The sequence below is a fragment of the Polaromonas sp. P1_E3 genome (genome assembly GCF_056405935.1).
Genome location: NZ_JBFUBD010000644.1, coordinates 1 through 1,110, shown reverse-complemented (window position 1 = coordinate 1,110; position 1,110 = coordinate 1). Strand labels below are relative to the sequence as shown.

Genomic DNA, 1,110 nt, shown 5'->3' with positions numbered 1-1,110 from the left:
CCTTAATGGTGCAACCTGGCAGGAAATCAACCTTCAGTTGCTTGCCCAGCAAGCGCATTTTTTGACGATTGGCGCATAGCGCGCACTGTTTCTCTCCCGGAAGGCTCACCATGTCTGTTATTGAAAATATCCAGAAGCTATTTAAAACCAAGTCCGATCAGCCCGAGGACAGCATGGACATGGCTTCCGTCGGTACGCCAGATCCGCTTGCAACCGGTTCCATGGATCAGGCTTCGCTTCAGACTGCTGCGATCCGGCAGCCCGGTGGTAATGACGATGCTTTCGCGCCTAGCCGCATGGCGACGGCCGAAGATGGCGCGCCCGCGGTAAACCAGGAACTGCTGCGTCTGCCTTTGTTGGGCCGAAGAACCATCGGTCAGCATCAACGGGTTCTGGTGTTTTTCCTTGCTGTCGCGGTGGCTGTTCTGGGTACCGTGACTTTCCTGGCGCTGAGCCAGGCGGACAAGGTGGCTCAACAGGTGGCGGCTACCGGACAATCATTGATGCAGTCGCAGCGTCTGGCGAAATCAGTGTCACAGGCGCTGGTGGGCAGTGCCCAGGCGTTCCCTGACGTGCGTGAGAGTTCTGACGTACTGGCCAAAACCGTGCGTGGTCTGAAATCCGGTGAGGAAAGCCTGCGTCTGGCGCCTGTGAGCGATGAACTGCAATCCGACGTGGAAAAGGTTACGCCTTTCATGGAGCGCGCTGAGAAGAACGCGAAAACCGTGATGGGCCAGCAGAACATTCTGACGCAGGTGGGTAACGCTCTGCGCACCATTAACCGCCAGTCCTCGGATTTGCTGGAAATTGCGGAAACTGTTTCGTCGCTCAAGCTTCAGCAGAACGCTGCACCGGCTGAGATTTCAGCTTCTGGCCAGCTGGTGATGTTGACCCAGCGTATTGGTAAGTCTGCGAACGAGTTCCTGACCATGGAGGGCGTGAGCCCCGAGGCCGTGTTCCTGCTCGGTAAGGATTTGAACTCGTTCAAGGAAATCGCGCAGGGCTTGCAGGAAGGCAGCCCCGAGTTGCGCCTCGCCGGATCCAAGGATCCGCAGACACGCGAACGTCTTGAAGCGCTGATGGCTCTTTATGAGCAGACGCGTGTACAGG

General features: G+C 57.3%; 1 protein-coding gene. It reads left to right on the top strand.

Annotated features, from left to right (window positions below; translation table 11 throughout):
* Positions 1-110: 110 nt before the first annotated feature.
* A partial coding sequence (locus tag AC1D0Z_RS22460) for a type IV pili methyl-accepting chemotaxis transducer N-terminal domain-containing protein (RefSeq protein WP_477660355.1) occupies positions 111-1,110 on the top strand: 1,000 nt, incomplete at its 3' end.